The following is a 24,060-nucleotide window of genomic DNA, read 5'->3' as shown; positions in this document are numbered from 1 at the left end:
GATTCGAAGACTTGCGAACGATGAACCTGTGGAGAAGACATCCGGGCGTCCGAACCGGTGATGCACTGACCACGGGTGAGCGTGCGGCGGATTACGTCCGAAACGGAATGGGCTCCTGGCCGTTCGTCTTCCTGTTCCTGGGCGTGATGGCGCTGTGGGCCGCGTACAACCAGAACGACGGGTTCGATCCGTACCCTTTCATCCTGCTCAACCTGTTCCTGTCGATGATGGCAGGACTGCAGGGTGCCATTCTGCTGATCTCGGCCAAGCGCGCGGACTCGGTGAGCAGTGAGGTTGCCGTACATACACTTTCGAATACCGCACTGCTGCAGGACATGATCGAAGCGAATACCGTCTTGACCGAATCGGTGGCACAGTTGGCGGCAGAGATTCACGAGCACGTCTGCCCGTCCGCTCGGCGTGTCGGTGCAGGCACGTCCACGAAGGTTACGAGCCCGGTGTCCCAGCCCTGAGACAGGCAAGGATCTCTCGGGCCCAGTTGCACACACGAACCCAGTCTCGGAAGTCTCCGGCAACCGCGCCGGAGTTGTCGAAGATCTGACGTTCGCCCACCGAGAGCCGTTCCGCGTCGAGCCGACCGGGAAATGTTCGATGCGAGGATGCATCCAACATCGATACCGCGCGTGCGGCGTCGGCGGTGTCGTTGACCGGTCGGTCGCTCGAATGCAATGGCCCGCAGGAGAACAGCCACACGGGTGGGTGCGCAGACCTGGAGACCCGCTCGACGAGCCGCTTGGCGGCGGGGACCCACCGATCGGAATAGACGGCACTTCCGATGACCAGGGCGTCGTAGCCACTGATGTCGACGACGGAATCCGGAGCGCAGACCTCGACCTCGGCTCCCCCGTGCCGGAACACGCGGGCCATCTCCTGCCCGAGCGAGTTCGTCGCTCCGTGCCGTCCGGCGGTCGAGACCAGGATTCTCATGCGGTGCGACTTGCGAGGCGGTTCGTGTACGCCGTGATCCGCCACCCTCGGAGGGCGACGAGAACTCCCAGTATGCCGAACATGCCCTGCAGCCAACTCGTTTCGCCGATCACAAGCGGCTGGACCACTATCCAGGCAGCGAGCAGTACGCCCGCCGTGTGGGCGATGGGGCCGGTCTTGCCGCCACCCGCAAGAGCCGACGCCGCCGCCAGTCCCATCGGCACTCCGACGACCAGAACCAACGCGAGGCCGGCGAGCGCGGTATTCGACAGCGGCAGGCGTGCGTGCGCCTCGGTGCTCAGATCGATGGCACCCGAGGCCAAACCGATCGCGCCCCCGAAAGCGTTGATGGAAATTCCGGCGCACACTGCGCCCAGCCACGGCCATCGTCGGTCTTTCGTGGTGAGCGCTCGCGTTGTCGACATCATGGATTCAGCATGGCTGCCCGAACAACTCGCGAACTAGGGCACAAGGTCCGCCGCCACGAGGACTTCTCTCCACTTCGTCGTTCAGCGGCGAAAGAACGACCGCACAGTTCGCCGTTCCTCGCGCGGTGGCGTCGGGTTCTCACCGCAGGTGCAGCGGTGCGATGCCGGCACCGATCGCATGACGGCGTCGACATGTCGACCACAGCCACCCCATCCGGTCTTGCGGCACGTCGCACAGGTAACGGGATAACACATGAACTTCTCCTCTACGAGTCGTAAGAATCGATCAGGCCGGGACGTGGGCGTCGACCCAGGCGTCGTATCCGCCGGCCAGGTCCGAGACGTTCTCGAACCCGTGTGCGCGCAGTAGTGACGCAGCCACGCTCGAGCGCCACCCGCCTGCGCAATACACCACGATCGGCTTACCTGTCGGAACAGATGCAAGTCGAGTTCGTAGCTGCGCCAACGGTATCGGCGTCGCTACCGGTATCGTGCCGAGGTCGCGTTCACCGGGGTTACGAATGTCCACCAATGTCACCTCGCCTGCCGCGAGCATGGCGTCGAGTTGCTCGACCGTGGTGCGTGGGGCGGTCTCGACCAATTCGGTCAGCTCCACGGGGAATGCTCCGTCTCGGTCGACCACCAGGTAGCCGATTGCATTGTCCGATCCGATTCTGGCCAGACGCAGTGCGGCTTCCTGTTCCTCCCCTGGGTACGCGATGAGGACGATTCGTCCGCCGATCTCCGCAACCATGCCCCCGGTCTCGGCGAAACGACCGTCGAAACCCACATTGACCGATCCCCGAAGATGGCCGGCAGCGAAGTTGTCCACACTCCGCGCGTCGAGCACTCGGGTGCCGGCGGCAAGCTCGCCTCGGACCTGCTCCGGCGTCAACGCAGGGATCGTGCGGCTCGGAGACAGCAACGGGTGGATCTGCTTGTTCATCGCGGCGTCGGCGGCAAAGTACGACGGTGCCGCCGGCTGACCTTCGGTGACCAGCGCGACGAACGCGTCTTCGGTCATCGGCTGCACCGACGGGTTGGTCGCCCGCTGCTCGCCGATGGTGGAGGTCAGCTCGGTGGACAGGTTCTTGCCGCAGGACGAGCCGGCTCCATGGGCAGGCATGACGACGACGTCGTCCGGCAACGCCAGCAGCGTGTTGTGCACTGTGCGGTACATCGCTCGGGCGAGGTCGGCGGTGGATCCGTCCCCCAGGTTCACCAGATCGGGTCGCCCGACATCGCCGATGAACAGGGAATCCCCGGTGAGCACCGCCGTAGGCGTGGCCCCGGGGTGCTCGCGCACCAACACCGATATCGACTCCCAGGTGTGACCGGGCGTCGAGAGGATTTCGAGTTCGACTTCGCCCAGGGACAATCGCTCCCCGTCACGCAGTCGCCGGATCGGGTAGTCGGTCTCGGCGGCCTCGCCGAAACCGATCCAGGCACCGGTAGCGTCGACCAGTTCGAGGTGCCCCGAGACGAAGTCGGCGTGGAAGTGGGTGTTGACGACACCCTCGATCGTGAGGCCGTGTTTCGCCGCATCGTCCAAATACTCGGCGATGTCGCGGCGAGGGTCGACGACGATCGCACGTCCGGTGCCCTCGTCACCGATCAGATACGAAGCGTGGGAAAGGCATTCGAGGTAGTACTGCTCGAGGATCACGGTTTCCTCCGTCCGGACGTCGCCGAGCGAGTGTCGCTGGGCGGTAGACACAGTGTGCAATACCCCCTAGGGTATGTCAAGTACCCCCTGGGGTATGCAGGCATCTTCGATGGGAGTGAATACGCGATGACAGTGGGGCTGGCGCTCGGGTTCGGCGCCGTGATCGGAATTCTCCTCGGCCTGCTCGGCGGAGGCGGATCCATCCTTGCCGTTCCGGTGCTGGTGTTCGCCCTCGGCCTCGGCGTCGAGGAAGCGATACCCGTCTCGCTGATCGTTGTCGGTGCCGCCGCGGCTGTGGGGGTGATCCCGAAGCTGCGCGCCGGACGCGTCGAATGGCGACTGGCGGCGGTGTTCGCTGCGACCGGCATTCCCGCGACCTTCGCCGGCAGCGCCATCGGCCGATTGCTTCCGGACAGGATATTGCTGCTCGGGTTCGCCGCAGTGATGGTGGCCGCAGGAGCACGGATGCTCGCCGAGCGGGGTGATATCGGAACAGCCTGCACCACTTCGGCATCGGGCATCAATTGGAGACACTGCGCACCGCGCTCGATCCCGGCCGGCCTTGCTGTCGGCTTCATGACCGGGTTGTTCGGCGTCGGAGGTGGATTCCTCATCATTCCGGTGCTCGTGCTGATGCTCGGCATCGAAATGTCGGTCGCGGTCGGCACCTCGCTGGTGATCATCGTCGCCAACTCCGTCGCGGGTCTGTTCTCACATCTGAGCGGCACGACCATCGACTGGTCGATCACCCTTGCCTTCGCCGGCACGGCAATCCTCGGCTCCGTCGTGGCCGCATACTTCGGAACTCGTCTCGATACGGCGCGGCTGCAACGCCTGTTCGCCTACCTGGTGTTCGCCGTCGCCGGGTACGTCGTCATCGACGCTGTTCTTCTGAGCTGATCGGGACGTCTTCGGGTCCCATGTCGAGCCGGAACGGTGGGTAGTCGTCGGTCATCAGGGCCGCGTAGGCCGCGACTCGATACACCCACCGGTTGATGCCGAGCACCAGGTCGAACAGACCTTTCGGATAGCGACCGGTGAACAGCAGCGATACTGCGACGATCAGGACGAGCACACCGAGGACGGAGCCGAACAGATACGGCTGGCCCGTGGGGCCGGCGTCCCCGCTACCGGCCAGCCGGAAGCCGGCATACCAGCCGCCGGCCAGCAGGGAGAGCACCAGGTAGTGCGGGATTGCCAAGAGCCACCACTTGATCAATACCTTTCCCCGTGAAAGCTTTTCGGGATAGTCCACCGTTAAGTCGGCGGGATAGCTCGCGTGATGCAGGGTGAACGGCGGGTAGCGATCGGTCCCCAGCGCCGAGTACGAGTAGAACTGCACACGCCACATCCATCGGAGAACGCCGACGTTGAAGTGGAACAGCCCGCGCGGATATCTTCCGGTAAACAGGATGGCCACGCCGGCAACGAATGTCGTGACGACAAACCCTGCCGCGAGAAAGACCAAAACGACGTAATGCGGCATGGCCAGAAGCCATTTGACGATCCACAAGCCACGGGACAGCGACTCGGGACGCTCGCCCGTCAGCGTGACCGGATATCGAGACCGTTCGATGCTGCCGGACACCGGGATGGGTTCGGCAAGTGGTTCCGAGACGGGGTCGGAGTCGGACCTCCTCCCGAGCCCGGACGCTCCGAACACGATGGACACGACACCGAACACCAGAAGGATTGCAGAGCCCGCGAGAACAAATGCGGCCACCGGTCCGAGCGACTGCACTCGAACGCCTGCACTCACGTCCACGTCGATGCCGGCGCTACCGTCGGCATTCATGACGACCAACGTCCACGAGCCGCCCTGTGGCGTCCATTCCACCTGTGTAGTCCCGATGCCGCTCGAGCGGGCCGACCACCACTGCTGATCCAGCGGCGGACCGGACGGTTCGCCGCCGGCGACGGTGTCGTATCGAGCCCGGAAGGGCGAGAACTCGACGTCGGTGACCACGGTGTGCGCCACACCGCGAAGGTAGTCGTCGACCTCCGCGGTGGGCGCGACGCCGATCAGTACTTCGCGTGCAGGGTCGGACGAGGTGACCCGGGCCGAGACTGTCACTTCGTCCGCCACCTGCCAGTCGATCGCACCGACCAGCGAGACGTCCTCGGACACAAGCGCATACGACGCCGTCGTCAACGGTGCAGTCGGCAAGCTGATTCGCCCCTCGTCGTCCTGCGCGAGGTAACCGGCGAACAGGAGTAGGCCGACACCGAGCATGGCGAAGGACACGAATGCCACCACACATCCGACGACGAGCGCGAGAATTCTGTTGATTCCCATCGGGCATCCTTCGGTCGATACAGCTCGTACTGCTTCGGGCATCCGGCAGTCCGGACGACGCTACGAGGCCGGCGACGACGACAGAGGGGCCTTCGGTAACCGGCCTGCCGACGAAAGGCCCTACATCACGTGAGACGCGTCGGCCACCCTCGGTGGACAAGCTCTTTGCGCCCACGATCCACCCACCGGTGAACGGTGCCGTCCCGGGCTGAAATGCCTGGATGGGAGACATTCATGACCCTGATCGATTCGGCACCATCGACGTTGCCGTTGACCGGTGAATTGGCATCGATTGCCGCGATGCTCGCCGAGAGGTACCCCGATCTGACTCGTGCGAGCGTCGACGATGCAGTCCTTGCCACATACGACCGACTGAACTCGACGGCACGCCTTCGCGGCCACCTGTTTCCGTTGACCGCCAATCGAGCTCGGGTGCTCCTCGAACAACTCGAAGCCGAGCGTGCGATCGACGAAGATCTCGCTGACGTCGCGGTCGACATACGTCGCGCCCTGGCACCGGTGGTCGGACGATCATGGTGAGCACGGTGCCGCAGAATCGCCCTGCGGGCTCCGCTCCCGGGTTCTGGGCGAAACCCGAGTGGGGTGACATCGTCGTCGCGCTCGACGGGACACGGGAATCGCGCGGCGCACTGATCTGGTCGGCGGGCATGGCATCGATCACCGGATCGCGAATTCGCCTCGTGCACGCGCTGATATCGCGACACTCACCGACAGTGGGTAACCAGGAATCCACACGATCGAGGGTGCAGATACAGGGTCGGCGGCTCCTCCGATCGGCTCGCAGCGAGCTCTTCGGCATCGACCCCGGTATCGTCGTCGATTCGATTCTGACGGACGACCCGATCGCCTCAGCTCTCGGCGCACTGTCGCAGACTGCCGATCTGCTCGTCATCGGCGGTCATACCTCAGGTCCGATCAGAGACATCGTGTTCGGCCGCAACGCAACTCGAATCGTCATGGCGTCACGGTGCCCGGTTCTGGTGTGGCGTGCCCAGCCCCGAGACGCCGCGCCGAACTCGCCGGTCGTCGTCGGGGTGGATCGATCCGAATCCTGCACCCGTGCGATCGACGCAGCCTTCTGGTGCGCGGACGCACTCGGTGTCCCGGTCACCGTTCTGCACGTCCGCTCTCCCCACGAACGTCCTGCTCCGAAAGAGTCTGCACCGGAACGAATGCGAACCCTGCATTGGCTGGGCGGACGCGTCGCAGCTGCCGCGTCCGCACACCCATCCGTTGTCGTGCACCTACACGTGCTCGAGTCCTCGGCCGAGCACGAACTTCGTCTCGCATCGGAGGCCGCACACCTTCTCGTGGTCGGCAGCCGCGGGCACGGACCGTGGGCCGCTCCGATTCTCGGCTCGATCGGACGATCACTGGTGCATGCGTCGGGCGGCCCGATCCTCGTGGTGCGTTGATTCTTCGATCGATCGAATTCACGGTCCACCGCCCTCGGCGTATCGGGACCTTGTGCCCTTACCTACCAGGGCGCAGCGTCGGAGACTCGTAATCGACGCCGAACACACGGCGGTGAGGGGTAGGTGACGGCATGCTCGCAGAACTCGCGCACCGGTGGTGGCACCAGAGTCCTTGGTCTTCCAATCCGCTGATGCGACTGCCCGACAGGATCGAACGAACGGCCTTCGTCGTCGGTGTCGCTGTCCTTCTGTTACTGATACCCGTCGCGGCGACGATCGGCTCGGTGACCTACAACGACCTGTCGTCGCGGTCGCAACAGCAACGGGCAGAATACGTTCAGGTCGACGCCCGAGTGATCGACGCCGTGCAGTCCAGGAGTGCCGGCGGCGACAGCACCACGCTCGCCACCGGTATCGCAACGGTGCAATGGAGTGCACCGGACGGGTCGATTCGCTCGGAATCGACCGAGGTTCCCTCGGACGTGCAGATCGGTGAGACCACTCCGATCTGGTGCGATGCGAACGGAACCCTCGTGCATGCGCCCGTCAGTGCGGTCGGTGCCGTCATCAACGGTGCCTCCACGGCCATGTTCGTATGGGTTCTCGGCGCAGTCTTCGTCGGATTCCTGGTCTACCTCACCACCGTCGCCGGTGACCGAAGCCGCATGCGGCACTGGGACACCGACTGGGAGGATTTTCTGCAGGCGCGAAACCACCCGTCGCGGTAGTGCTGTCCAACCTGTTCTCCAACACCTTTCGAAGGATGCACCATGCCTGCAGTCGTCGATTGCGATCCGTCGGCCGACAGTGCCGCAGTGGTCCACGAAACCCACAGTGCCTACGTTTTCCTGTTCGGCGACTTCGCCTACAAGATGAAGAAACCGATCCGAACGGATTTTCTCGATTTTCGGACCGTCGACTCTCGACGGACAGCGTGCGAACGCGAGTTCTCGTTGAATTCGCGATTCGCACCCGATGTGTACCTGGGCATTGCCGAGCTCACCGACCCGCAAGGCGGTCCAGCCGAACCAGTGCTGAAGATGCGTCGTCTTCCCGACTCCACTCGACTGTCTGCTCGTGCCGCGGCCGGCGACGATATCGGCAACACGGTCGATCTGGTCGCACGGGCGGCCGGGGTCGCCCACAAGAACAGCCATCGAAGTAGTCGCATCGACGACGAGGGACGACAGAGTGCTGTGGAAGAGAGGTGGCGCAACAACATCGCCGAATTGCATTGGCTGGCGGTCGGCGTGCTCGAGCCGGCGCTCGTCGAGCGACTGGAGAGTCTGTCGGCACGTTACGTCAGCGGGCGTGCCGCCCTGTTCGATCAGCGTATTTCGCAGGGCCACATGGTCGACGGGCACGGCGACCTTCTCTCGGACGACATCTTCTGTCTGCCCGACGGCCCCCGGATACTCGACTGTCTGGACTTCGACGACCGCCTTCGCTTTCTCGACGGGATCGACGACGTCGCCTGCTTGGCAATGGATCTCGAGTTTCAGGGTCGCCCCGACGCGGCACGACGCTTCGTGGCGTCGTACCTCGAGGCGACCGAAGACGATCCTCCCTGCTCGCTGATCGATCACTACATCGCCTACCGCGCCACCGTGCGCGCCAAGGTGGCCTGCCTTCGCTTCCATCAGGGTCATCCGTCTTCGCAGACCGACGCGCTCGCCCACATGCAGCTCGCGCTGGACCACCTGGCGTCCTCGGCGGTCACCATCACGTTGGTGGGAGGCCTGCCCGGTACCGGCAAGAGCACGATGGCGGCAGCGCTCGGGGAACGTAGCGGAGCCGTGGTGTTGTCGAGCGATGTGGTGCGTAAGCAGCGCGCCGGACTCGATCCGCGGTCACCGCATCCGGCGGCTGTCGGATGCGGACTCTATACATCCGAGAGGACAGCAGGCACCTACGCCGAGATGATGCGTCGAGCGCACGAGCAGGTCACGATGGGCCGTTCTGTCATCATCGACGCATCGTGGAACGACGAGCACACCCGAGAGCAGGCACGGGAGCTCGCCGCCGACACCCACAGCGATCTCGTCGAGTTCGAGTGCCGGGTTCCGAGGCGAATTTCTCTGGACCGCATCGCGACTCGACCTCGGGGGGCCTCGGACGCGTCCACGTCGGTGTACGACGCCATGGCCCGTTCCCGCTGCCCCTGGCCGAGTGCAACCGTGATCGACACTGACGGAACTCCTGCCCGATCACTCGCCGCTGCGCGCACTCGATGACACATCTCGACGGCGAATTCGGAAAAGTCTGGCGCACAACGGTCCCCGGGTCGGTGGACAACAGTCCGCTGCAGCTCGTCGACGAAGGCCGCCCGATCCCTGGACCGGGAGAACTGTTGGTCTCGGTCGAGGCGTGTGGTGTGTGCCGGACGGACCTTCACGTCGTCGAGGGCGATCTTCCGGTGCACGCCCCTCACGTCGTCCCCGGGCACGAGATCGTGGGGGTCGTGTCTGCCGTCGGGGTGGATACCCTCACCTCGTTCCGGGTCGGCGACCGCGTGGGAATTCCGTGGCTTCGGCACACGTGTGGGACCTGCTCGTTCTGTACCGCTGGGAAGGAGAATCTGTGTGCCGAATCCCGCTATACCGGTTGGGATCACGACGGAGGGTTCGCAGAGTGGGCGGTTGTTCCCGCTGACTACGCTCTCGCGTTGCCGGACGGATACCGCACCGCCGAGCTCGCGCCCCTGTTGTGCGCAGGAATCATCGGTTACCGAGCACTGCTCCTTGCCGAGCTTCCCGCCAACGGCATACTCGGGCTCTACGGATTCGGGGGCAGCGCACATATCGTCGCCCAGCTCGCTCGTTCGGCCGGAGCCACGGTGCACGTGATGACCAGGGATCCTGTTGCTCGCGCGTTCGCCTTGTCTCTCGGACTCGACTCCGCACAGGACACATTTGCCGCGCCTCCCCAGCAACTGGATGCAGCGATCGTGTTCGCGCCGATCGGTGAGATCGTGCCGGTGGCGCTCGACGCACTCGTACCGGGCGGAACCGTCGTACTGGCCGGAATCCACATGACCGATGTCCCTGCCCTGAATTACCAGCGACACCTGTTCCACGAAAAGCGTTTGCGCAGTGTCGAAGCGAACACCAGAGAGAATGCACGGGCATTTCTCGAGATCTGCGGTCGAATCCGCCTGAAAGTCGAGGCCACGGAGTACTCGTTCGCCCACGTGCCGGATGCCCTGCGAGATCTGCGGCACGGCCGGTTCGCGGGTGCCGCGGTCATCGTGATGTGAAACCGGGCGACGCGCCCGGACACCGCGAAAGGGCCGAGTGGCCTTGATAAGAGGGCACTTGGGCCGATGGCACAGCCCTCTGGTCGTCGTACGCTCAGGACTGTCGTCCTGGCAGTCGTCGACACGAAGCAGACCCGTTCGAGGAGACGATGACATGAGCGATCTCGACACCGAATATCGGTCCGCCCGCATCGACTACGAGCGCAAACTCATGCGCAGCCCTCTGGCGGCGCAGTTGCGTGTTGTCGAGCAGCTGATGAGACTGATGATGGCCGAGCAAGGCGTGCTGCACCCTCGTGATCTCGTTGCGTCGGCGCTGCCGCCGAACATGCACCCGACGCTGAACTCTGCCTGACGTCGGCGGGGTCGTATGACCTTCGAGACGCTCGCCCTGTGTGCCGCGGTGGGTTTGTTCGGCCCACTTCTGGCGCTTCCGCGTGGGCTTCGGATACCGGTTGTCATCGGAGAACTCGTCGCTGGAATTGTCATCGGTCACACAGGCTTCGACGTCATCGATCCGAGTGAGCAGACACTGAGCTTTCTGGCGCAGGTCGGGTTTGCGCTCGTGATGTTCGTGGCGGGCAGTCAGGTACCGATTCGCGATCCTCGACTGAGGGTCGGCCTCCGGGTGGGCGCTGCGCGGGCTGTGGCCGTCGGGCTGCTGGCTACCGCACTCGGCTGGGCCGTCTCCACTGCGTTCGATCCACCGCACCCCGGTCTCTACGCGGTGTTGATGGCATCGTCCTCGGCCGCGGTCATCATGCCGATAGTCGAATCCAGCAAGACGGCCACATCCGGGCTGATGTCCTTCCTGCCACAGATCGCGATCGCCGACGCAGTCTGTATCGTCGCTCTACCCCTGGTGATCGATCCACCGCGCGCTGTTCCGGCCGCGCTCGGATCCATCACGGTCATCGCTGCCGCGGCCGCGATCTTCTTCGTACTGCGACACTTCGACCTCACCGGACTGCGCCGCCGAATCCACCATGTATCTGCCCAGCGTAAGTTCGCTCTCGAATTGCGACTCAACCTGGTTCTGCTGTTCGGCCTCACGGCCCTCGCGGTCCACACTCATGCGTCGGTGATGCTGGCCGGCTTCGGCTTCGGACTGGCCATCGCTGCGATCGGAGAACCGCGACGTCTGGCGAAACAGCTGTTCGCCATCACCGAAGGTTTCCTGGGTCCGCTGTACTTCGTCTGGCTCGGCGCGTCACTCGACCTGCGTGCACTGGGTGGCCACCCGAGCATGATCGTGCTGGGGCTCGTGTTGGGTCTGGGTGCAATCGCGGTGCACGGTGCGATGCGCGCGACAGGCCAGCCCGTCGGGCTTGGGATACTCGCGGCCGCCCAACTGGGCGTTCCGGTTTCGGCCGTGACTCTCGGGGAGCAGAGCAGCGTGCTGGCACCCGGTGAAGGCCCCGCCATCGTGCTCGGCGCACTGGTGACCATCGCGGCGGCGGCCGTCATATCTCGGTCTGCTGCTCGTCGTCCTGCCTGAGCGGTGGGCCAGAACTGCGGGGCCCAACGGCGGGTCTTCGGCGCCGCAAGGCATTTGGTTGTTTCGAGTCTCCAGGGATGGGGAATAAGCGTTGTGGAACGATCGGCACGACGCGAAACGGATCACGACGATGACGGATGACCAGGTCTGGCGCCTCAAGGGTGCGTGCATCGAAGACATGGATGCATACGACTCGCAACAACTTCCTCGGCACGGACGCAAACGCGCAGAGAAGGCATGGCGGCTGTGCGCCGACTGCCCGGTGTTGCGGAACTGCGCCGAGCAGACGGCTCGCGATATCGAGTCGGGTCGAATTCCGGTCGGCGTGGTCGTCGCCGGCGCGGCGTATCACGACAATGCCAGCAACGGTCGGCGAACGGATGCCTACCGCACCCTCGAACTTCTGATCGGGAGACCTCTGGCCAACCCGGCTGCCTGATAACGAGGCGGTTACGGAACACTACGCCACCGGTAACGGCTACGGCACGGTCTGTCGCTTTCACCGCGTGTCTTTCGGTCTTTGACCTGCATGGACGTCAGGTGCGCAACAATCAATGCATGAGCACAGCGCACGTGACGAGGATCGAGGGCCCGCTCGATCTCCAGGACGCGTTGGCGCGTCGCGCGCCGATCGAACAGGCAAAGGGAATCCTGATGGCGGTGCACCGCATCACTGCCGACGAGGCGTTCGCTTTGTTGGTCGAGAGGTCGCAACGTGCCAATCGCAAAGTGCACGACATCGCTCTGGATTTCGTGCACGAGATGTCCGAGTTGCCCTGACCGACAAGTCGACCCCGCACGCTGTGTTTTCAACGTACGGGGTCTGAGCAATGTGGCAGTCCGGACTACTTCATCACCTGTTGTGCCGTATGCCCTGCCGTGGCTGCCCGAAACATCCAGTACGCACACCGCCGACTCGACGGTTCAGAAGCGCGCGAGAATTGCACGGGCGCAACGGACTACGGTGGCGCGGTCGTACGACATCACATAGTCGAATTCACGATCCGCATCGGCTTCGCCCCGGTGTAGGTCGATGGCAGCGAGCACTCCGCAGAAATGCGGGCCGAGAACTACCACGTTCCACTCCTCGACGAGTGAGTCCGTCGGGTCGAGCGGGGCGTGCACGATGCCGCCCTCTTGCACGTAGCCCATCCCCACGCCGTAGACGCCGGCATACGAGATCTGCTCCGCCATCGACACCCACCGCGCACGGCTGGTCGGTGTGAAATGCTCGGCCCGCTGAAAGGTGCCGAGTACCAATGTTTCCGGGCCCGATGCCGATGCCTGCATCTCCAGGGACGTGCTCATGGCCACCAACAGACGCTTGGTGCTCCGCGTAGCGACCTTGCCTGCGGCGGCAATTGCGTACGGCGACTCCAGCGCGGTGGCGGGGGTGCTCCAGGTGGGGAACGGCGGCATGATCTCCGCGGCGTCGGCCGGCAACTCTTCCGTCGTCTGAGCAGCCGGGTACAGCTCGCCCACTCCGTAGGTGGCACCGAGACCGAGTGCCCGGCTGCGGTGCACGGCGGTGTCGACTCCGCTGGCCACGACCACGGCACCGGTTCGCTCCACCTGAGCCGACACCGCGTGCGCCGTACGGGCGGTGGCCAGATCGGGCCGGGTGGAGACCATGGAGGAAGACAGAATGATGACATCGGGTTCGATGAGCGGCAGCAGCGTCAGGGACTGCGGTCGGCGACCGACGTCGTCGACGGCAACCACTTTTCCGTCGCGACGTGCCTTGTCGATCGCGGCCAGTGTGCGCGCCGGGCTGTCCACGAGTGCCGCCTCGGTGACGACGACGATGTCGCGACGCAACTGTTCTTCGGTGGCTTCGTCGAGTGCTGCGAGCGAGTCGACATCCATCGAGACCAGCATCGGCAGCCGAACGGCGCTTTCCAGCCGGGCCACTCCCCACGCGAGAACATCGAGTTCACGCTTGGCGTCCATGGCGCGAGCAGCGCGCTTCAGTGCATCGGCGGAGGCGAGTGGCCCATCCTTCGGGCCGCGCAGTTGTACTTCGATTGCCGCCAGCGCACCGTTGTCCAGTCGACAGACCGGGGCGAAATGCGGCTGCACCGTCAACTCTCCCGTGTCCGTGTCGACTGTTGAACCAACTTCGGCCAGCGCGAACGTCACACCATAGTTTGACATGAAAAAGCCACCCCCGTAACGCAGGGGTTGCTATCTGTTTCAAACCTCTTCGGGTCGTCTTTTCTCGCTGACGCCAGCTTGAACGACTCAGGTGTCACCGAAGCAATACGGCGCGTCTCGTTTCGGTAACGAACCATAACGGTTCGATAACGCCACAGATGAGCGTCCGACGCGCCCACGATGCCGACTCCCCCAGGAAAAACGGGCCGAAAACCCATGAAGCGCATACCTTCCGAGGTGCCGACCGAAATCAATACCAAGACTTACAACAAACATACCGACCGGATTGTGACTTGTCACTGTCTTGCAAAAGAACATATCCGACATCCATTTCGTCGTCCTAATGTTCGTTCCGGCTGCCGGAGCACCGGAGCCACCGGATGCCCGTCTGGGAGCCGGAAGCTGCTCGGACTTGGAGGATCGATGACGCTCAACCTGCCGTCCCGTACCCGAACGTTCACCACTGTCGCTGCTGCAGTCGCCATTGCCGGGGCCACCCTCGGCGCCGGAAGTGCCGCTGCCGCCACCATCTCACCGGCGAATACCGCCTTCACCGCACCCGGCACGATCGTCGTCACCACACCGGCCTCGTTCGGGGTACCCGTCAGCTGCTCGATCACCCTGTCCGGATCCACCAGCGCGGACGGCTCGTCGGCGTCGATCACCGACGCGAAGATCAGCGGATCGAACCGCCTCTGCGGTCTGCCGCAGCTGAAGAACCTGCCCTGGACCCTCACTCCCACCAGCTCCACCACCGGTGAGGTCTCGAACGTCGGCTTCTCGCTTCTGGGCTACAACTGCGGGCCCGCAACGCTCGCAGGTTCGTTCGACAACATGACCAACACTCTGACGTCGAGCAACCAGCCGATGTCGGGCAACTGCACGGTGAACAGCCTGTCGGTGCAGCCGAACCCGGCATTCACCTTGTCCTGATCGCCAATCCCTTTCCAGCACAACAACAATATTCAGGAGAGCACGTGAAGATCCGTAACAAAGCCGTCGTCACCGCGACGGCCTTGGCGTCGAGTGTCGCTCTGGCGACCTTGGTCGCCGGCCCGGCCAACGCTGCCGACACCCTTCCCATCACGTTCCAGGCCGACACCACGACCGTGATCGCCAAGACCGGCCAGCCGGTGGTCTTCCCGACAACCGCTCTGGCCACCGACGTCGACCTCGTCGGCGGAACGGTGACCGGCACTCTTGCCTTGCCGCAGGCGTCGGCCGATCTCAAGCTCGGCCCGGCGACGCTCGCCAACTTCACCATCTCGATCGTCGACGCCACTCCGGTCTCCGGCACCATTGCAGCCGGCGGTCCCGCCGAGGCACCGCAGCTGGAGCTGAATGTCGCGCAGAGCTTCAAGATTCGCATCGACTCCGTCAAGCCCCTCGGCATCGGCGGCACCGGATCGTCCGGGTCGGCGGCACTCGACCTGATTCCCCCGGGTAGCAACTGCGTCACCAGCGAGACCACCGCCAATCTGACCGGTGCCCTCGACGCGATCGATCTGATTCAGAACAACGAGGCCGACACCCATGTGAAGGGCACGTACACGATTCCGCAGTTCCAGAACTGCGGCACGTACACCTCGTTGCTCAACGGTCTCATCGCCGGCCCCAACAACACCCTCGACGTGCACCTGACCAACCCGGTCTTCGACGTCGGAACGCAGCAGGCCATCGCGGCCAAGGTTGCTCTGTAGCACCATATTTCGACTTCGTTGACGGCGTCGACCGGTTCCAGTAGCGGGATCGGTCGACGCCGTCGCTCGTCAGTGCGGCTCGCCGGCCGGCCGCGGCGATCGAGGCTCGCCCTCCGACAGGGCGACGCGGTCGCCGCCGAGCCCCTTGGCCCGGTACATCGCCCGGTCCGCGCGACCCAGCAACTCTTCCACTGCGGTACCGATCTCTCGCGCGTCGACAATCGCATGCGCGACGCCTATCGAGGCGGTCAGTGGGGAGCGATCGGTGGCGTTGCACAGTCGAATTCGTAGTACCTCAGCGCTGGCGACAACCGAGTCACGGTCATCGAGGGCAATGATGGCGAACTCTTCGCCGCCGAGTCGAACGGTGATGGCGGGTGCCGGAAACACGTCGAGGATGCGGGACGCCGCCAGCCGGATCACGGCGTCTCCCTGCAGATGGCCGTATCGGTCGTTGACGGCCTTGAAGTTGTCGATGTCCATCACCACGGCCGTCATCCCGGTTGCCGATCCCGGCCGAAGTCGCAGGTTCCCGATCGCCGCGTCGAATCCCCTCCTGTTCTGCAATCCGGTGAGGGGGTCGTAGAACGCGCCGGTGGCATCGCGTCGCAACATCATCATGAACGTGTGCACGATCAGCGGTGCCGAGAACATCACCAGTATCAAGATCACCAGGTAGACCGTGGCCAGTAACCGTAGTTCGGGTTCGGACACCAACGCCGAGCCGTACAGCACCGCGGTCGTGACCAAGGCGAAACCGTAGTGGGCAGTGAGCAGCTTGGGACCGTGGAACCCGACGACGTAACTGCCGATGACGGTGAACAGAGCGGCTGTCGGCAGAACCGTCGTGGGAACACCGATGGTGAGCACCACGGCAGCGAGGACGACGTCGGCGTAGAAGACGAAGGCGATCGACATCTGCCAGCTCGGCCAGCCACCGACCCACCAGGCGACCCCGACCGGGACTGTCGTGGCGACGGTGAACCACAGTGCAGCCGTACCCAGGCTGCCTTCGGCGAGGCCCGGCACCACCAACCCGATGGCCGCCGCCGCGCCGAACAGCCAGCACCAGAGGCCGATGAGGATCTTCGTGATCTCGAGCGCCTGCTGCGAGCGCGCGAAGGCAACGTTCCATCCGTAGTCGACTGGAAGTGCCCACCATTCGCGCAGACTGTTCACGTATCTCGAGCGGCTTTCCTCGTGTCCCGACTTGGATCAACCAGTGAACCACAGAAGATACCGCCTGGTACGCGAACGGCAGATGTCTTCGGCAGGCGTCAGCCGCGCATGCCGTCCGCCAATTCGAGCACTCGGCCGGCATAGGTGCCGACGAACGCGTCGAGTGCCTGCTGCGACAACTCGGGGCAACCCGCTCGGCGGAAGTAATGTTCGAGATCGACCAGCCGGTCACCCATCCCGACGCGTTGGCGGTCGAGGGCCTCGAGCTCGGCGACCAGTGCTTTGAGCTCCGCTACCTTGCGCAACACGTCGTCCATCGCCGTCACCGTCCACTCGCTCGGGTGTCATATGTAGGAGCGGTGGAGCAAGGCTTCCCTCCTCGCTCCACCGACTCGAACTCTACTCCCGATCGAACAGGTGTGCGAATCATATCGGCACATTGGTCGGTTTGTACCATCCAACTTGTGCACAAACCCGAAAAGTGACCTACAGTCTGTGCCATGCTCCAGAAAAGGGGTCCGAACGGCGTTCGGCCACCAGGCTCGACCAGCCCAATCCAGTTGGCACTCTTAGCAATACTCATTATCGCGGCGATCGCTCTTGTCGTACTCGCCATCGCCGAGGGCCGCTTCTAGCTGTTCGCCATCGAGCGTGTGCGGCGATGCCCCGCGTTCACTCCTACCGCTTCGCCACTGACGCTCTGCGGGCTGCGCCGGCATTCTCGCCGACGCAGCCCCTTCGGGTCAGGATCCGAGGATTGCGCTCACTGCGGTGCTGCCGCTCTCGGCACTTCCGCTGCCGATGAGCCCGAGGATGACGTCGACGATGATCTTGGCGATGAATGCGTCCATAACTACTCCTGATGTGAAGTACCCCCGACGGGATACAGACGAACCTGCGAGTGCCGTGACCATTCGTGACCGATCACAACGAGTCGGAAGGTAGCAGGCCGATTCGTCCAAACGGTGACACTGTGACTGCCGCAACAATCCATCCACTGATGTACAAATATCTTTATTTGTACACACGGGATACAAATTGCGCGTATTGTCCACAGCACAGTGATCCGCCCTACACGAGGAGTGACGATGACGGCATCGAATGTCGACGATCAGGCACAGGCGCCCGTCGACGAGTGGCACGACCGCAAGCGATACCTCTGGCTCATGGGCCTGATCCCGCCGACGGCGGTGTTTCTGGCAACCGGCCTGGTGTGGGCTTTCAACCAACTCGGCTGGAACGCCGTGGCGCCGGTCTGGTGGTGGATCGGCGCGCTGCTCGTCTACGGGTTGCTCCCGATCCTCGACAGGTTCTTCGGACCGGACGGCGACAACCCGCCCGACGAGGTGATGAAGGCGCTCGAGGAAGACAAGTACTACCGCTACTGCACGTACGCCTACATTCCGTTCCAGCTCGCCAGCCTGGTGTTCGCCTGCTACCTCTGGTCCGCCGACAACCTCTCGTGGCTCGGCATCGACGGCGGTCTGGGGCTGCTCTCGAAGATCGGCCTGGCCATCAGCATCGGTGTCATGGGCGGCGTGGGCATCAACACCGCGCACGAGCTCGGTCACAAGAAGGACGACCTCGAACGCTGGCTGTCGAAAATCACACTGGCACAGACGTTCTACGGCCACTTCTACATCGAACACAACCGCGGTCACCACGTGCGCGTCGCGACTCCCGAGGATCCGGCGAGCTCCAAGTTCGGTGAGAGCTTCTGGGCCTTCCTCCCCCGCAGCGTGTGGGGAAGCCTGCGGTCGTCCTGGGAACTCGAGAAGACTCGCATGGAGCGACTGGGCAAGAGCACGTGGAGTATTCACAACGACGTACTCAACGCGTGGCTGATGTCCGTCGTCCTCTACACGGTCCTTGCCGTTGCGTTCGGCCCGATCGTGTTGCCGTTCTTGGTCGTTCAGGCAATCTACGGCTTTTCGCTGCTCGAAACGGTCAACTACCTCGAGCACTACGGCCTGCAGCGCCAGAAGAAGGACAACGGCCGTTACGAGCGATGCACCCCCGAGCACAGCTGGAACTCCGATCACATCGTGACCAACATCTTCCTGTATCACCTTCAGCGACACAGTGATCACCATGCCAACCCCACCCGGCGCTACCAGACTCTGCGCAGCATGGACGGAGCACCCAACCTGCCGAGCGGTTACGCAAGCATGATCTCGCTGGCCTACTTCCCGCCCGTGTGGCGCAAGGTGATGGATCACCGCGTTCTCGATCACTACGCCGGCGACATCACTCGCGTCAACATCCAGCCGTCCAAGCGGGAGAAGATCCTCGCTGCCTACGGAGCGAAGTGATGGCTGTCTACGAATGCCCGGTGTGCGAGTTCGTCTACGACGAGACCGCGGGCGCACCACGCGAGGGCTTCCCGGCCGGAACTCCGTGGTCCGAGGTACCCGACGAGTGGCCGTGCCCCGACTGCGGCGTCCGAGAGAAAATCGACTTCAGGAGCAAGCAATGAAGCTTTATCGCTGTGTGCAATGCGGATTCGAGTACGACGAAGAGCTCGGCTGGCCCGAGGACGGCATCGAACCCGGCACGCGTTGGGACGACATTCCCGACGACTGGTCGTGCCCCGACTGCGGTGCGGCCAAGGCCGATTTCGAGATGGTCGAGGTCGAGCGCGGGTGACCGCTCGCCAACCCGGCAACGTCGTGATCGTCGGCACCGGGGCCGCCGGATACACCGCCGCCAAAGTGCTTCGCGCCGAGGGTTTCACCGGATCCATCACGATCGTCGGTAGCGAACCGGAGACCACGTACCGTCGACCGACTGTCTCCAAGGAACTGCTGCTGGGTACGAAATCGGTCGATCAGGTTCAGCTCGGTGCAGCCATCGACGGGGTCGATGTACGCACAGGCGTCACGGCTACCGCCGTCACCGATTCCGAGGTGCACCTGGACGAGGGAGCTCCGGTCCCGTACGACGCCCTGCTGCTGGCAACGGGTTCTCGTGCACGGCAACTCGACCTACCGGGTGCCGAGCATGTGTTCACCCTTCGCACCGCAGCCGATGTCGCCCCGCTGCAGGCCGATATCGTCCGCACGAGATCACTGCTGGTGATCGGCGGCGGCCTGATCGGGTGCGAGGCGGCGGCAGCGGCACGATCGCTCGGTGCCGAGGTCACGGTGTTGGAGGCGGCATCGGCTCCGCTGAACCGGATCGCACCGGCCGCGATCTCGCAGATGTACCGAGACCTGCATGCCGACAACGGCGTCACGATGCACACCGACGTCGCCGTGACCGCCCTGGAGAAGCTGGCCGACGGCACCGTTCTCGCAACCTCCGCGGACGGTCGTTCATGGTCTGCCGGCACCGTGCTGGTGTCCGTCGGCTCGGTCGCGAACATCGAGCTCGGGGCGGACATGGGCCTCGAGACCGCGTCGGGAATCCTGGTCGACGCCGGCATGCGCACGTCGAGACCGAACATCTACGCCGCGGGCGACGTCGCCGAAGTTCCCAACTCGGTACTCGGCGGGACGTATCGGAGTGAGCACTGGAACGGAGCCGTCGATCAAGCCACCCGGGCGGCGCGATCCATCCTCGGTCTCGACGTCGGTGCTCTCGATGTCCCGTGGGGATGGTCCATGCAGCACGGCGTCAACCTGCAATTCGCGGGGTGGACCGATGCACACGACGAGTATTTCGTGGTGCGCGGCTCCATCGAAAGCCGTCGGTTCACGGCCTGCGCGGTGCGCGACGCCAGGCTCGTCGGGGCAATCGGGGTAGGTCATCCCAAGGACATCCGGCAGGTTCGCACCCTCATCGCGAGCGAGGGCCCCGTCGATCGGAACAGTCTCGAAGAAGGTTGGCTGGACAGGCCACATGCGGTCGTTCGATAGAGTCGTGTTCATGCCCGCCGCCGAACAGACGTCGACTCCCGGTCGATACCGTGAAGCCGCGTCCACTCTGGCGCGCGATGTGGCGCTCGATGCGCTGCGCGAGTTGTTGCACGAGCGCAACTGGCGCAACGTCACGATGAGCCACATCGCCAAGGCCGCGGGGTTGAGCAGGCAGAGTCTGTACAACGAGTTCGGTTCGCGACGCGGCGTCGCACAGGGGTACGCCATCAGATTGACGGACGCGTTCGTCGCGATGTGCGAGACCGCGCTGTACCAACACGAGAACGATGCGTCCGCCGCTCTGAGACAGGGCTTTTCGTCGTTCTTCGAGCTGAGCGGTCTGGATCCACTCGTCCGATCTCTGCACAGCGGCGACGCGCCGGAGGATCTTCTGCGCCTGATCACCACCGACAGTGAGGTGCTGATCGACCGTGCGGGCGAGCGTCTGGCGGAGACATTTCAGCGTGGATGGGTGGGCGCAAGTGCACGACAAGCCGACGTCATCAGCAAGTCCATCGTGCGCCTGGCCCTGAGCTACATTCCCGAGCCGCCCGACGATGTCGCCTCTGCCGCAGACGATCTCGCCCTGCTGCTGACGCCGTTCATCGACTCCATCGCCGACGGCAACTGACCTCAGCGCCCATAGTTCGTACCCACCCCCAGTTCTCGCACCCACCCCCGCAGATCTCGCACCACCCCGCAGATCTCGCACCCACCCCCGCTGATCTCGCAAACGCGCGCGCGTTTGCCAGGTGCGAGCGAAATAGGCCCCGAATCGGTAGCAAACTCGGCCGCGTCTGACGAATGCGCGCGCGTTTGCTGCAGCACAGCCACATCAGTCGACGTTCACACGACTGCGCGGAGGGCCCGTCGGCGCGCTTCTCCCTCCCTCCCGTAGGGCGACCACGGTCCATCCCGCGCCGACCAATGACAAGGCCAATACAGCTCCAATTGCGATCATGCGACAACAATGGACTGGTTTTACCGTGAATAGTTCAGTCCAGTGTGCGACAGTGGACTGCATGGACTCGTTCGACGCCACCGCGATCTCGGCCCCAGAGTTGGCCGCACGTATCGGCCCGTCGACGCTGCGCAACAGATCCGGTGGTCCGCTCTACCTCGAGATCGCCGACGAGTTGCGGCGGTTGATCGAGAACGGCGAGGTGTCGGCTCAGACGCGGCTACCCGCCGAGCGGGCGCTCTCGATCAGTCTGGACGTCAGTCGGGTCACGGTGGCGTCGGCCTATCGCCACCTCCGTGAAGGTGGCTGGATCAGCGCCCAACGGGGCTCGGGCACATACGTTTCCCCGACGGGGTCGATGCCGGCGTGGAGTTCCCTCGCGGGCGATCGTGACAGCGCGACAGTGGAATTGGTCAACGCGTCACCGTCGGCTTCTCCCCTGCTGGCCGATGCGTACAGAACCGCGGCCGAAAGGATTCAGGGCCGATTCGCGTCCGGCGGCTATGCCCCACTCGGGCTGTTCGAGCTCCGCGAATCGATCGCCACCTACTACCGCGGGCGTGGGGTCCCGACCACTGCCGACAACATTCTCGTCACTTCCGGTGCCACCGACGCCATCCATGCGGTGTTGGCGACATTCACCGAGCCGGGCGCCCGCGTGTTGGTCGAGCACCCGACGTATCCGGGTGTCGTCGAACTCGTCCACTCACTCGGCGGCCGATGCATCCCGGTGCCCATCGACCCGGACGAGACCGAGGCGTTCGTGTCGGCCGCAGACCGGGCCGCACGTCAAAGCGCACCGACCCTGGCCTATTTCATGCCCGATTTCTCCAATCCATCTGGAGCTCGACTCCCCCTCGGCACCCGCCGACAGCTGTCCGCAACAATGCACCGCCACGCAGTACTGACCATCGTCGACGAGGTAGCGGCGGACCTGTCCCTCGACGGGTCGCGCGACATCGAACCCTTCGGGGCGGCAACGCCGGATAGTGCGACGGTGACGATCGGGTCGACGAGCAAGACGGTGTGGGGTGGGCTGCGAGTCGGGTGGGTTCGCGCCGAGGCAGGGCTACTGGCGAGGATCGCCGCCACCTATGCGCGACGCCAACTTTCGACGTCCATTCTCGATCAACTCGCTGCGGTCGAGTTGATGGGCAAATACGACGAGGTACGCCGAGTGCGCGCCGACATATCGAGAGTCGCACGTGATCACACCGTTGCTCTGATACGAGATCGATTGCCCGATTGGCACTTCCGCGTTCCGGACGGCGGGCTCGCATTATGGTGTTCCCTGCCCGACGGTCTTCGATCCAGTGCCCTTGTCGCCGAAGCTCAGTCGCACGGAGTGCTGCTGGCACCCGGACTACGATTCGGGACGGGATATGCCTTCGACGACCGTCAACGCATCCCCTTCACTCGTTCACTTCCCGACATCACCTCGGCTGTAGATATTCTCGCGCGCCTGTCTGCGACGGACAGGCCGACGGAGGTCATCGCATCGAACAGGCCCGCGACAGTGGTCTGATCGACGCTGACACCCGCGCCCCAATGCCGGGTGGTACGTCAGGGCCGAAGAGCCTCGACGATCGACGCGATGCGTCGGTCGCGGGTGTCGGCGCGCTTGGCGTCGGCGACCGATCGTGCGTGTTCTTTTCTCTTCGACGGAGACAGTGCGTCGAATGCTGCGCGCACCGCAGGTTCGGCGTCGAGTGCAGTGGCGAGCTCGGCCGGTAGCTCGACGGTGCGCGGTTCGTCGTCGAGTTCGATGGTCACGTCGACGGTGTCGCCGGCCTCGACTCCGAGCGTGGTGCGCACACTTTTGTTCAGGCCCAGCAGGTTCTCCCCGCCCATGCGCCCGATGCGTCCTGCCACCGTCTGCCCACCGATCGTGAACCGCACTGGCGGCGTCTTGGTGCTGCCGAGTGACGCGACCTGGGCGTCGGTCAGCACGATCGCAGCCGCTGGGCCGCGAGGCTCGAGGACCGTGGTCAGTTGAAGAACCGTGGACGTCATCGGCACAGAATAGGCGCGACTACAGGGCTGAGTGTCCACAATTCGCGTCGACAGGCGGATTCTCCCGCACGCCGACGCACAAAGTGGACAGCCAGCGCACCTGCCTGTCAGGACTCCGATTCGATGATGCGCTTGATTGCCGCCAGGGTGCGCGGAATGCCGTCGAGCGCGGCCTTGCTGCGGGTGTCGATCTGCTCCTGCGCGGAGTCTCCGAATTTGCGGTGGAAGAGAGAGATGCCGTCGGGCAGGAAGTTCCAGTTCTCGGTCAGTCGGGTGCCGCCGTCCACCGGTTCGAGTGTGTATCCCCAGCGCACGAAGTTGTCGCCGACGACCCACGCGAATTCGCGTCCGGGCTCGGCCGCTGCGACGGTCGAGACCGTTTCCCAGGTGCGGTCGGGAGTGACGTTGCGTCCGGTGAACGTCGATCCCACACCGCCGCCGTCGGGTTCGTTCCACCAGCATTCCTGGCAGATCGGGCTCCATTCACCTGTTCGGGTGACGTCGGATACGACGGCATAGACATCCTCGGGCGATGCGGCGACGACGACGGAATCGGAGAATTCGAGTGTGGTCATGCCTCCATTGTCCCTCGAGCGTCGCGCAGCTCTGAGCAGCGTCGCTGCCGACAGCAGAATCGTTGGCACACAGCGCTATTGGAGTTCACACTC

At 64.2% G+C, this 24,060-nt stretch carries 28 protein-coding genes; 19 read left to right on the top strand and 9 right to left on the bottom strand.

What is annotated here, in order from left to right:
* Positions 1-20: 20 nt before the first annotated feature.
* Positions 21-473: a DUF1003 domain-containing protein gene (locus VF34_RS06880; RefSeq protein WP_032374976.1), complete on the top strand. Its 453-nt coding sequence runs from the start codon at positions 21-23 to the stop codon at positions 471-473.
* Here VF34_RS06880 and VF34_RS25245 read toward each other — a convergent pair.
* The 3 genes from VF34_RS25245 to VF34_RS06865 form a co-directional block, all read right to left on the bottom strand.
* The gene (locus VF34_RS25245; RefSeq protein WP_032374975.1) at positions 448-948 is read right to left on the bottom strand and encodes a flavodoxin domain-containing protein; all 501 of its coding nucleotides are present in this window, start codon (positions 946-948) and stop codon (positions 448-450) included. The genes VF34_RS06880 and VF34_RS25245 overlap by 26 nt on opposite strands.
* Positions 945-1,376, bottom strand: coding sequence for a hypothetical protein (locus VF34_RS25240; RefSeq protein WP_032374974.1), 432 nt, complete (start codon positions 1,374-1,376; stop codon positions 945-947). Before VF34_RS25240 ends, VF34_RS25245 begins: the two co-directional genes overlap by 4 nt.
* 286 nt (positions 1,377-1,662) lie before the next feature.
* Positions 1,663-3,042 carry an MBL fold metallo-hydrolase gene (locus VF34_RS06865; protein ID WP_032374973.1) on the bottom strand — a complete coding sequence of 460 codons (1,380 nt, stop codon included), beginning with the start codon at positions 3,040-3,042 and terminating at the stop codon, positions 1,663-1,665.
* Between the two features lie 126 nt (positions 3,043-3,168).
* On the opposite strand from VF34_RS06865, the gene VF34_RS06860 reads away from it, so the two are divergent.
* Positions 3,169-3,942 (top strand): sulfite exporter TauE/SafE family protein, encoded by a 774-nt coding sequence (locus tag VF34_RS06860; RefSeq protein WP_032374972.1) that lies wholly within the window; start codon positions 3,169-3,171, stop codon positions 3,940-3,942.
* Here VF34_RS06860 and VF34_RS06855 read toward each other — a convergent pair.
* Positions 3,917-5,338, bottom strand: coding sequence for a DUF4389 domain-containing protein (locus VF34_RS06855; RefSeq protein ID WP_045841147.1), 1,422 nt, complete (start codon positions 5,336-5,338; stop codon positions 3,917-3,919). The two genes, VF34_RS06860 and VF34_RS06855, sit on opposite strands and share 26 nt — an antisense overlap.
* Positions 5,339-5,572: 234 nt before the next feature.
* On the opposite strand from VF34_RS06855, the gene VF34_RS06850 reads away from it, so the two are divergent.
* The 9 genes from VF34_RS06850 to VF34_RS25520 all read left to right on the top strand — a co-directional run bounded on the left by VF34_RS06850 (position 5,573) and on the right by VF34_RS25520 (position 12,308).
* The gene (locus tag VF34_RS06850) at positions 5,573-5,878 is read left to right on the top strand and encodes a three-helix bundle dimerization domain-containing protein (protein WP_155288687.1); all 306 of its coding nucleotides are present in this window, start codon (positions 5,573-5,575) and stop codon (positions 5,876-5,878) included.
* Between the two features lie 5 nt (positions 5,879-5,883).
* Positions 5,884-6,774, top strand: coding sequence for a universal stress protein (locus tag VF34_RS06845; protein WP_196249590.1), 891 nt, complete (start codon positions 5,884-5,886; stop codon positions 6,772-6,774).
* Positions 6,775-6,905: 131 nt separating this feature from the next.
* On the top strand, positions 6,906-7,502 hold the full coding sequence (locus tag VF34_RS24290) for an Rv1733c family protein (RefSeq protein ID WP_052061494.1): 597 nt from the start codon (positions 6,906-6,908) through the stop codon (positions 7,500-7,502).
* A 42-nt stretch (positions 7,503-7,544) separates the two neighbouring features.
* Positions 7,545-9,008, top strand: a complete 1,464-nt coding sequence (locus tag VF34_RS06835) for a bifunctional aminoglycoside phosphotransferase/ATP-binding protein (RefSeq protein WP_032374969.1) — start codon at positions 7,545-7,547, stop codon at positions 9,006-9,008.
* On the top strand, positions 9,005-10,030 hold the full coding sequence (locus VF34_RS06830) for a zinc-binding alcohol dehydrogenase family protein (RefSeq protein WP_032374968.1): 1,026 nt from the start codon (positions 9,005-9,007) through the stop codon (positions 10,028-10,030). The genes VF34_RS06835 and VF34_RS06830 overlap by 4 nt, the downstream gene beginning before the upstream one ends.
* A gap of 154 nt (positions 10,031-10,184) precedes the next feature.
* Positions 10,185-10,385, top strand: a complete 201-nt coding sequence (locus tag VF34_RS06825; RefSeq protein WP_027495568.1) for a hypothetical protein — start codon at positions 10,185-10,187, stop codon at positions 10,383-10,385.
* Between the two features lie 15 nt (positions 10,386-10,400).
* A complete protein-coding gene (locus VF34_RS06820; RefSeq protein WP_045841146.1) occupies positions 10,401-11,528 on the top strand; it encodes a cation:proton antiporter in 1,128 nt (375 codons plus the stop codon).
* Positions 11,529-11,658: 130 nt separating this feature from the next.
* A complete protein-coding gene (locus VF34_RS25525) occupies positions 11,659-11,967 on the top strand; it encodes a WhiB family transcriptional regulator (RefSeq protein ID WP_135043299.1) in 309 nt (102 codons plus the stop codon).
* Between the two features lie 119 nt (positions 11,968-12,086).
* Positions 12,087-12,308, top strand: coding sequence for an ANTAR domain-containing protein (locus tag VF34_RS25520; protein WP_032406160.1), 222 nt, complete (start codon positions 12,087-12,089; stop codon positions 12,306-12,308).
* Positions 12,309-12,452: 144 nt separating this feature from the next.
* Here the strand turns inward: VF34_RS25520 and VF34_RS06805 are convergent, their stop codons facing one another.
* On the bottom strand, positions 12,453-13,682 hold the full coding sequence (locus VF34_RS06805; RefSeq protein ID WP_082079171.1) for an EAL domain-containing protein: 1,230 nt from the start codon (positions 13,680-13,682) through the stop codon (positions 12,453-12,455).
* Positions 13,683-14,105: 423 nt separating this feature from the next.
* Here VF34_RS06805 and praA point away from each other — a divergent pair, with 423 nt between their 5' ends.
* A complete protein-coding gene (gene praA / locus VF34_RS06800; protein ID WP_032366927.1) occupies positions 14,106-14,615 on the top strand; it encodes an alkane oxidation protein activator PraA in 510 nt (169 codons plus the stop codon).
* Positions 14,616-14,659: 44 nt separating this feature from the next.
* Positions 14,660-15,382: a hypothetical protein gene (locus VF34_RS06795; protein ID WP_032366928.1), complete on the top strand. Its 723-nt coding sequence runs from the start codon at positions 14,660-14,662 to the stop codon at positions 15,380-15,382.
* A 69-nt stretch (positions 15,383-15,451) separates the two neighbouring features.
* Here the strand turns inward: VF34_RS06795 and VF34_RS06790 are convergent, their stop codons facing one another.
* A complete protein-coding gene (locus VF34_RS06790; protein WP_045841144.1) occupies positions 15,452-16,561 on the bottom strand; it encodes a diguanylate cyclase in 1,110 nt (369 codons plus the stop codon).
* A 98-nt stretch (positions 16,562-16,659) separates the two neighbouring features.
* A complete protein-coding gene (locus VF34_RS06785) occupies positions 16,660-16,878 on the bottom strand; it encodes a hypothetical protein (protein ID WP_027495561.1) in 219 nt (72 codons plus the stop codon).
* 771 nt (positions 16,879-17,649) lie between these two features.
* Between VF34_RS06785 and VF34_RS06780 the strand changes: the two genes are divergently transcribed.
* From VF34_RS06780 to yczR, 6 genes are all read left to right on the top strand, one after another.
* Positions 17,650-18,873, top strand: a complete 1,224-nt coding sequence (locus VF34_RS06780) for an alkane 1-monooxygenase (RefSeq protein WP_045841230.1) — start codon at positions 17,650-17,652, stop codon at positions 18,871-18,873.
* Positions 18,873-19,037, top strand: coding sequence for a rubredoxin (locus VF34_RS06775; protein ID WP_027495559.1), 165 nt, complete (start codon positions 18,873-18,875; stop codon positions 19,035-19,037). Before VF34_RS06780 ends, VF34_RS06775 begins: the two co-directional genes overlap by 1 nt.
* On the top strand, positions 19,034-19,207 hold the full coding sequence (locus tag VF34_RS06770; RefSeq protein WP_027495558.1) for a rubredoxin: 174 nt from the start codon (positions 19,034-19,036) through the stop codon (positions 19,205-19,207). Before VF34_RS06775 ends, VF34_RS06770 begins: the two co-directional genes overlap by 4 nt.
* Positions 19,204-20,418, top strand: coding sequence for an NAD(P)/FAD-dependent oxidoreductase (locus VF34_RS06765; RefSeq protein WP_045841143.1), 1,215 nt, complete (start codon positions 19,204-19,206; stop codon positions 20,416-20,418). The genes VF34_RS06770 and VF34_RS06765 overlap by 4 nt, the downstream gene beginning before the upstream one ends.
* A 10-nt stretch (positions 20,419-20,428) precedes the next feature.
* Complete coding sequence (locus VF34_RS06760; RefSeq protein WP_045841229.1) at positions 20,429-21,049, top strand: TetR/AcrR family transcriptional regulator; 621 nt, start codon at positions 20,429-20,431, stop codon at positions 21,047-21,049.
* A gap of 391 nt (positions 21,050-21,440) precedes the next feature.
* Positions 21,441-22,904: an aminotransferase-like domain-containing protein gene (gene yczR / locus VF34_RS06755; protein ID WP_032374963.1), complete on the top strand. Its 1,464-nt coding sequence runs from the start codon at positions 21,441-21,443 to the stop codon at positions 22,902-22,904.
* Positions 22,905-22,942: 38 nt separating this feature from the next.
* On the opposite strand, the gene VF34_RS06750 is transcribed toward yczR, so the two are convergent.
* Together VF34_RS06750 and VF34_RS06745 are read right to left on the bottom strand one after the other, a co-directional pair.
* The gene (locus tag VF34_RS06750; RefSeq protein WP_032374962.1) at positions 22,943-23,392 is read right to left on the bottom strand and encodes a YdeI/OmpD-associated family protein; all 450 of its coding nucleotides are present in this window, start codon (positions 23,390-23,392) and stop codon (positions 22,943-22,945) included.
* A gap of 107 nt (positions 23,393-23,499) precedes the next feature.
* Positions 23,500-23,967, bottom strand: coding sequence for an SRPBCC family protein (locus VF34_RS06745; RefSeq protein ID WP_045841142.1), 468 nt, complete (start codon positions 23,965-23,967; stop codon positions 23,500-23,502).
* Positions 23,968-24,060: the final 93 nt, after the last annotated feature.

The organism is Rhodococcus sp. PML026, from assembly GCF_000963615.1.
Taxonomy (GTDB): domain Bacteria; phylum Actinomycetota; class Actinomycetes; order Mycobacteriales; family Mycobacteriaceae; genus Rhodococcoides; species Rhodococcoides fascians.
The sequence above is the reverse complement of the archived record's forward strand: the minus strand, read 5'-3'. Positions and strand labels throughout refer to the sequence as shown.